Annotated in this window: 11 protein-coding genes; 2 read left to right on the forward strand and 9 right to left on the reverse strand. The window is 45.5% G+C overall.

Annotated elements, in window-relative coordinates; all coding sequences use genetic code 11:
- Positions 1 to 850: ADP-ribosylglycohydrolase family protein (locus BVJ53_RS13210; protein WP_129302809.1), on the reverse strand; the 850-nt coding region annotated here is incomplete at its 3' end.
- 597 nt (positions 851 to 1,447) lie between these two features.
- Between BVJ53_RS13210 and BVJ53_RS13215 the strand changes: the two genes are divergently transcribed.
- Complete coding sequence (locus BVJ53_RS13215) at positions 1,448 to 1,780, forward strand: hypothetical protein (protein WP_129302810.1); 333 nt, start codon at positions 1,448 to 1,450, stop codon at positions 1,778 to 1,780.
- A 106-nt stretch (positions 1,781 to 1,886) separates the two neighbouring features.
- Here the strand turns inward: BVJ53_RS13215 and BVJ53_RS13220 are convergent, their stop codons facing one another.
- The 4 genes from BVJ53_RS13220 to BVJ53_RS13235 form a co-directional block, all read right to left on the reverse strand.
- Complete coding sequence (locus BVJ53_RS13220) at positions 1,887 to 2,207, reverse strand: DMT family transporter (protein ID WP_010490584.1); 321 nt, start codon at positions 2,205 to 2,207, stop codon at positions 1,887 to 1,889.
- A 361-nt stretch (positions 2,208 to 2,568) separates the two neighbouring features.
- A complete protein-coding gene (locus BVJ53_RS13225; protein WP_129302811.1) occupies positions 2,569 to 2,850 on the reverse strand; it encodes a helix-turn-helix domain-containing protein in 282 nt (93 codons plus the stop codon).
- Positions 2,847 to 3,206 (reverse strand): type II toxin-antitoxin system RelE/ParE family toxin, encoded by a 360-nt coding sequence (locus tag BVJ53_RS13230; RefSeq protein WP_129302812.1) that lies wholly within the window; start codon positions 3,204 to 3,206, stop codon positions 2,847 to 2,849. The genes BVJ53_RS13225 and BVJ53_RS13230 overlap by 4 nt, the downstream gene beginning before the upstream one ends.
- Before the next feature lie 69 nt (positions 3,207 to 3,275).
- The gene (locus BVJ53_RS13235) at positions 3,276 to 4,211 is read right to left on the reverse strand and encodes a hypothetical protein (RefSeq protein ID WP_129302813.1); all 936 of its coding nucleotides are present in this window, start codon (positions 4,209 to 4,211) and stop codon (positions 3,276 to 3,278) included.
- 267 nt (positions 4,212 to 4,478) lie between these two features.
- On the opposite strand from BVJ53_RS13235, the gene BVJ53_RS13240 reads away from it, so the two are divergent.
- A complete protein-coding gene (locus tag BVJ53_RS13240) occupies positions 4,479 to 4,802 on the forward strand; it encodes a hypothetical protein (RefSeq protein ID WP_129302814.1) in 324 nt (107 codons plus the stop codon).
- Between the two features lie 26 nt (positions 4,803 to 4,828).
- On the opposite strand, the gene BVJ53_RS13245 is transcribed toward BVJ53_RS13240, so the two are convergent.
- From BVJ53_RS13245 to BVJ53_RS13260, 4 genes are all read right to left on the reverse strand, one after another.
- The gene (locus tag BVJ53_RS13245) at positions 4,829 to 5,329 is read right to left on the reverse strand and encodes a GNAT family N-acetyltransferase (RefSeq protein WP_129302815.1); all 501 of its coding nucleotides are present in this window, start codon (positions 5,327 to 5,329) and stop codon (positions 4,829 to 4,831) included.
- On the reverse strand, positions 5,322 to 5,861 hold the full coding sequence (locus tag BVJ53_RS13250) for an HAD-IIIA family hydrolase (protein WP_129302816.1): 540 nt from the start codon (positions 5,859 to 5,861) through the stop codon (positions 5,322 to 5,324). Before BVJ53_RS13250 ends, BVJ53_RS13245 begins: the two co-directional genes overlap by 8 nt.
- Positions 5,862 to 5,937: 76 nt before the next feature.
- Positions 5,938 to 6,693: a tyrosine-protein phosphatase gene (locus tag BVJ53_RS13255; RefSeq protein WP_191983451.1), complete on the reverse strand. Its 756-nt coding sequence runs from the start codon at positions 6,691 to 6,693 to the stop codon at positions 5,938 to 5,940.
- A 71-nt stretch (positions 6,694 to 6,764) separates the two neighbouring features.
- The coding region (locus BVJ53_RS13260) for a hypothetical protein (RefSeq protein ID WP_238150180.1) at positions 6,765 to 7,338 on the reverse strand (574 nt) is incomplete at its 5' end.

Here is a 7,338-nt window from a genome sequence, read left to right on the forward strand (position 1 = left end):
CCGATATGACATCACGCCCGCTGGCAGCCATCAATGACGCGGCAATGGTCGCAATTGTATCGGTGTCTTCGCCTAAACTAGCAGCAGTCATAATACCAGTATTAAAGTCAGGAGCATTACTCGCCACCCAAAAGGCTGCTTCTAGCGTATCAACCACATAACCGCTTGATTTGATTGCTGACACAGGAAGTTCTTTAAAGTCGGCCGCAAATAATCGCTGAAAAACCGGCACCTCAACTTTTTCGTTTGTCGGCAACGCTTCAAATGACCAGTTGGCTGCCATCAGAGCCCGGGACAATGTTTTGCCGTGAAGCAACTGCCATAACGTTTCCAAATAAATGATACTTCCAAGCGCAGCGCGGAGATGGCGATGGGTCATTTGGGTGTAGGCACGAAACGTTTTGGCACGCTGTTTGAATGATGGCTCATCATACAGTGCGATCGCTAAGGGAGCTAATCGCATCAAGGCACCATTGCCATTTGCATATTCAGACGGATCGCCGCACGTTGTCGGTTCAGCTTGCTCTATAACATACGTACGAATGGCTTTGGCACAAGTATTACCAATATCAAATAGCTGCCCATTTGGTGTATAGGCGCCATTTTCCATGTACGCCACAAACTTATCCATAAGATCCGCGTAACCGCCGTCTTGAGTCAGATTGTCAATGAGCGCGAGGGTAAAAGACGTGTCATCTGACCACGTTCCCACCGCTTGTTCCCAAAAGCCCCCACCAATCATCGCGGTTTCTACGGTGAAAGTTCCCCGCTCCTTGAATTCGTACGGTACACCAAAAGCATCGCCAACGATCGCTGCTTGAAATATCCGAATAATCCGTTTCGGTGACATTCGAGCACCTCCCATTCACACGACTTAAGTTTATCATTTTATAAGGTTCATTTGGCGACTAATCGCTACAGGTGACTTTAATACCGACAATTCCAATGAATAACAGCAAAATGAAAATGCACTTTGAACAAACAAGAAAATTTGAAAATAGATAAATATCGTTCTGATTGACTCTGTCAACAAACACTGTATAATCTTAAATGTAACCGATTACATTGTGCGTTTTCTCGCCACTTCTTTCACGAAAAAAGAGGAGTATTGTCATGAAAAGAATTCTAATTTTGTTGTCGGTTTCGTTAGGGTTGGTTACAGGAGGTACACTTCTTTCTCCAACCCATACCGCAGAAGCGTCCGTTACACCTGGCTATTACTCACCATTCAGTAGCATTAGTGATAACATCGAATGCCGTAATGGATATCCATATACCATGGCGAATATGCGAAATGGTAAGTGCCGAGTTAATTGGGATACTGTTGTTGGGAACGTTATAAACAATACGATTAACTCTGCAATTGGTGGGACTTTGGGACAGCATCTGCCATGATCAATTTCTAGACACTTCGTCGGTAGATCCCATTATGGAAAGCAGGGAAGTCATGAATACCGTCAATCGAAATACAGCTTATTATCTTCTGACTGGTTTGAATCTCAGCCTCCAGAAGATGCCCCGCAGAAACCCTGATATCCAATCAGCTCAAGAGGTCCTTGATGAAGCACTGAACGTTTTCAATTTATCAAAAAGACATTCTCCTAGAGCTCTTGACTACGCATTGGCACACTTATACGGCAGATTTGTGCGCTTAATTGGCTTACAAGGTTTCAAGCTTGATCCTGAGGCTTTGATGTGGTGGCATCAATTAAAAGACTTTATGGACAATGACATTCATGAAGAGCTAAGTTCGATTAGCCAACCTCGTGGGATCTTGTAATCATTGCTTGGCGGAGACGGGTACATCAATCACAAATTACCAAAAGGCGCATTTCCATGCAGATGCGTCTTTTTTTGTAATACTTATTACAGCAGCTGTTTTTCGATTAATCGCCACTGGTCACTTTAATGCCGACGATCCCGATAACCAATAACGCGATGAAAAGCCACGTTGCCGGTTGCAACTGGTCCTTGAACAAAACCACGCCAACAATAATCGAGCCAACCGCACCGATCCCCGTCCAAACCGGATATGCCAGACTTAACGGCAGATGCTTAACTGCCAGCGCAAGAAAGCCAAAGCTTAAAATCATCCCCGCCAACGTGGCTAAAGTAAAACCTAATCGGGAAAACCCGTGCGACAACTTCATAAACGTTGCCCAAACGACTTCAAAACCGCCTGCTAATACTAAATAAAACCATTGCATGTTTTCTTTTCCTCCTGTGATTAAAAGCCTGTGGTTAACCGCCATAGTTGCCATAACGCGCTCCCCGTCGCAGAAATCTGCGTATAAGGGCCTTGGTCGCAATGGCAAACATCGCCATTACGCCCACTCCGACTTCTCTCCTGCTCGCGCTTACAGCAAAAAAGGTGACAGTGCCGCAACCGCTGCATTGACCTAATGCGGTTACGATACTGTCACCCGGTAGTGACTGGTTATTTAAATTGCTGTTGTTAGGTATCTTTTCACATATTTACGGCGGTGTCAAATTAGACGGTCGCTTCACCATGTAGCATCCTAAATTGTCAGTTTTTCAACAGCTAAACTGCAACCATATTGAAAAGGATTACGTAAATTGTACCTTTAGTTTTTTCCCAAGTGCGAACGCTATATGACTCAGTGTGTCCATACTGGTGTTGTCACCACGTTCTATACGTGCAATCGTTGATTGTGGCACACCGGCACGTTCCGCCAATTCGCGTTGTGTTAACCCTTGAGCTTCTCGCGCATTCATTAAAGCAACTGCACTGTCTAACTTGGCAGTTTCCTTTTCAAACCCTTCACGAAATTCTGGATTTTTCAGTTCTGCTTTTAGAAGGTCATCGAACTTAATCGTCTTTGCACTCATTGTCTTTCCTCGCTTTCAAACTCGCTTCGGATGACCGCGGCAAGCTTGATTTCAGTCTGCGGCGTTTTTTTCGTTTTTTTAGTAAAACCATGTGTCACAATATAACGGCTTCCCTGGGCATGAAAATAAATAGCTCGCTGAATGTTGCCAGCAACTGACGAGCGGAGTTCAAAAAAACCATCAGGTAATTTTTTAACCCACTTTTGATGAATTGCGATCTGAATGCCGTAACTCTGGGTTCGCAACATAACTGCTGAAAGCTTTTCACGATCCTTAATTGGCAATCGTTGGTAGAATTCTTCAAACTCATTATGCCCATTAGGACGTGTGTATGATTCAAACTCCGGCTTTTCCATACATATAATATACCATATATGCCTTCGGAAATCAATATTTGCTATCACCGTAAGTTTCGCGCTTCCTGATTACCGCTTCTTCCTACGTTTCTTGTTCTTCCGCTTACCCCGCCTATAGTCAGATAGCGAAACCGCTCTGCCTTTTGGTTTTGGTTGAGGCAAAAACTGTGCACTGTGCGCAAATGTCGCTAACAGTTCGTCGGCATGCTCTCGGTCGATTTTTTGATGGAAAATCATGTACATGAGCAAATGCATCCAGCTGGCAAAAAGCGCCTGTGCTTTCTCTAATGGCTGCGTATGAATGGTGTTAACGATGTAGTCGGCAAAGTGTTCAGGCTCCCATGTCTGGATGGTTTCTAAGTGTTGGGCATAGAGTGCATCGCTCGTCTGGACAACCGCATCAATGACTACCGACTGAGGATAAGCATTGCGCAGGTCACCACTGTCTTCGGCTGCCCACGCCAATCGTATGTACTTAAGCAATTGATCGTGAACACTTTTTGCAGTGACCAATTGCCATTCCTGATCGCCAATTTTGTCGACGTGGGGTTCGGTTCGATAGAACTCCTCAGGCTGATAAGAATTGTCTTGGAGCCACGAATCTTCATTTTCCTCTGTGAACATATCATCAGGCATATCCTCGAACAGTTCCGGCACATCTTCGCTATCGTCCGGCTCGTCAGATTCGTCTTCTGCAAGAGCTGCGTCGATATGATCGGTCAAATCCATTCGAGGTGTCATCATTATTTGCGTAATATCCTTCTGCTTGATATGAACCACACGCCTTGCCGACAGCCATACCAAGAAAGTCTCAATCAACTCCAAAGTATATAATAAGAAAATCATTGCTTCAGCCTCATCTGGCTTCTCATCAACAAAACTCTCTGCGTATTCTTGAATGTCCGCTGATGTCCATTCGCTCGGATTTAAACTGACAATAACTTCCATGCCGGCGAAAAATGCTTGGAGGAGACTGGGGGCATTCTCTTTAACGTCAGGATACACATCCAACTCCTTGAAATTCTTGCTCTTTTTGAATTGTGGCCAGTACTGTTTAAACTTGGCTACAGCTTAAGGTGAAATCGAAAGATCATCCATTTTGATCTGCTCCTTCCAATGAGACGACATTGTTTGATCTAAGCCTGCTATAAGAGGTTTAGTTGGGATTTCATCGAAAAAGTTTTAAGCTTGTGGCGATCCAAATTCGCTGTATGCTATAAATGTTTAAGCACCAGGACAATCATGGCTCATCTTTGACGAGGTGACACACAGATGCACGTCTTTTATAAAGGCCAGCCAGCTGAAGTTTGGAAGATTAGTCGAACCAATGAACAGCGGGCTTGGGTCAAAGAAGCTTTTGAAAAAAATTATCTTACTTGGTTAGACAACCGGCTGCGTATCGTCATGGCAGGCCTGTATCCCCCGATGATTAAAAGTCTGGAAGATCAAAAGCCGACTATTTTCCACGAGCAAGGCGATTTCTTTGACGTGACCTTAATCGGCTATCCGGGCGATTACCTAGATGCGACGAATCATCGTATCGTATCCAAAAGAAAGTTTCTAAAGCAATATCAGGTGCAGGAGGGCTACTTCTAGGAAGTGGAATGCATCCCTAAAGTTGATCAGCCTGTGCCTTCCCGAATCATCATCAACTCGCGAATGGTGCCAAACCTTGTGACGTCTTCTAACACCAGCTCGGTTTTCTTGAACCCAAACTGCTGGTAAAACCTCTGCGCCGCAAGATTGTTGTTTAGCACGCGAACATATTGACGCGCGTAGTTACGCTTAAGTTGCTTTAACGCCTGACCGATCAGCTGACCACCAATGCGCTGACGCTGAAAATGTGGCAAAACGTATAACGAATATAATTCACCCCAACCCTCATAATCTGCCATCCGTGCTGGGCCGAAACTACAGACACCGACAATTTTCGTAGTGCCGTTCATTGCCAAAAACGTATTCTTCCATCGCCGCTCTGGATGCCATGAATCTTGGGTGAGCTGCTTCAAAAAACTTTCAGGCAGCAAATGACGATAAGCGAACTGCCAGGTTTCGTAATAAACACGGCTGACGGCATCAAAATCAGTATCTGGCGTTGCTTTAACAATGCGAATATCAGCCATGGTAAGCACCTCTTTTTTTCAACCGATTATGTCGTAAAATCCAATCTGCTCCAGCCGCTAAATCCGCGCATTCCACAAAATTACCGTCGACATTTGTTCTACCTGCATCCCCACGGCCGGTTGCAACGTGAATACCTAAGATTCCAGCGCGACTGGCGCACTGCATATCAGCACGATAACTGTCGCCAATGATTACGGCTTCCTCATTGGCAAAAGTATACTTTAAGTGCGCCTGAGTAATAAGTCCAGTTTTAGGTTTGCGACAAGAACAGCCAGCATTTTCAGCATGCGGACAGATAAAAGCATCCGAGCAGCCCAGTTCAAGGAGTGACTGATGCAATTCACCTTCATCAAGTTGACCGGCTGCAATTCGAGTTTGATTGGTCAAGGCAAACACCTGAATTCCGGCTTTGCGTAAAGCTCGAATACCCGCTACGCTGCCGACATACGGCACAAACTCGGATATTGGTGTAAAGTGCCCATTACCGCCAATCGTTCCATCACGATCAACGAAAACAACGCTAATCATCATCAAGTCATGCCCCCTTATGAGCACACCTCTACTTACGAACAAAGAAAGCCTTGATAAAAACCGTCAAATCAATGTATTAGCCTTGCAAATACAACCCCTGAAACCTGTCAACATGGTCCGCCGTCAGCTGCAACCCTTCCCGCACATACTGATCAAAACTGCCAAACTTTGTATCAATCACCTGAAAATACCGTTCAAGATACGCCGAGTCCACTTTCAATGCCACTGCAATGGTCTGCAGTTGCGTTTCCGGAACGCCTCGTTTTTTCAAATCAGCCAAAATTGTTTGATTCGCAGTTTTGCGTTCCTGATTCGTCAGCAGATAATCTTCCATAATCGTTTGGTCAGGGACTTCCAACAGCTTCAGGATGATCGCAGCTCCGACACCCGTGCGATCTTTTCCAGCAAAACAATGAAAAACAGTTGGCTCCGGCGCCTTCAGCAAGTTCTCAATAAACGCGTGATACCCTGCCTGCGCCGAATCACTCAACGCCAACTGCTCATAAGTCGCCAGCATGTTGCCTTGCACGTCGCCTTGTTCGGTAATCATTTGGCCCAAGCTCGCGTCATTCGTAGTCGCATCTTTCAAAATATCCAGCGTTGTGTACAAAATGCCTGGCAAAATCGTATCGGGAAACTGCTCGCGTTCGTCCGCACCGCGCATATCAATGACATGGCGAATGCCCACTGTCTTAGCGATAAAATATTTTTGTTCACGATCCAGATCAAAAAGCTGTCCCGAACGATATAACAACCCCTTTTTGACCATCTGCTCGTTCTTGTTGCGATACCCGCCAAGTTCACGGAAATTGGTGATTTTTTCCAAGTCCACACCTTCTCTGTCAATGTGTTGAAAACTGTCAGAGCGCACATTTCGGCACGCCACATCTAAAAGACACACCTTCACGATTGATCCTGATCCCTATCCGCCAACAACGCAACCGCTGGCAGATTCAAGTTATGCCAATCAACCTGCTGATAGTCTTGCATGAATTGCGGCATATATTGGCCAGCATGCAGATCCAAAAGCCGCCGACCGCCTTCGGAAAGATAAACCAGCAGCGACTGCTGATTCGAAAAACTGCCAATCAAATCCGACGCATAAAGCTTGGCAAGTGCCTGATTAAGCTCCGCCGGCAAAGCATTCATCATCACCCGCTGCCGCCTACCTAATCGAATGAGCTGATAAAAAATCATCGCCTGTGTCTCTTCGGAAAAGGTTGCGTAACTATCATCAATCTGAAACGTTGTGCCATGATGGTGCCCAAATTTCACCAGCGACAAAACAAAGAAATCCTGATAATCAAACGTCCGCCACGTTGCGGTTTTTAAAAACTCAGACAACTCAGCCGTCAGCTGTTCCTGTGAGCGCAGGAAAAAGGTCGGCACCTTTTGAAACCCACTAAAAGCGCGGTGATTACTGATTCGGATTGCCAAATATTGGCACATGTGACGGCCGAGAATCACGTAAATCGAC

It is taken from the genome of Lacticaseibacillus chiayiensis, from assembly GCF_004123795.1.
Classification (GTDB): domain Bacteria; phylum Bacillota; class Bacilli; order Lactobacillales; family Lactobacillaceae; genus Lacticaseibacillus; species Lacticaseibacillus chiayiensis.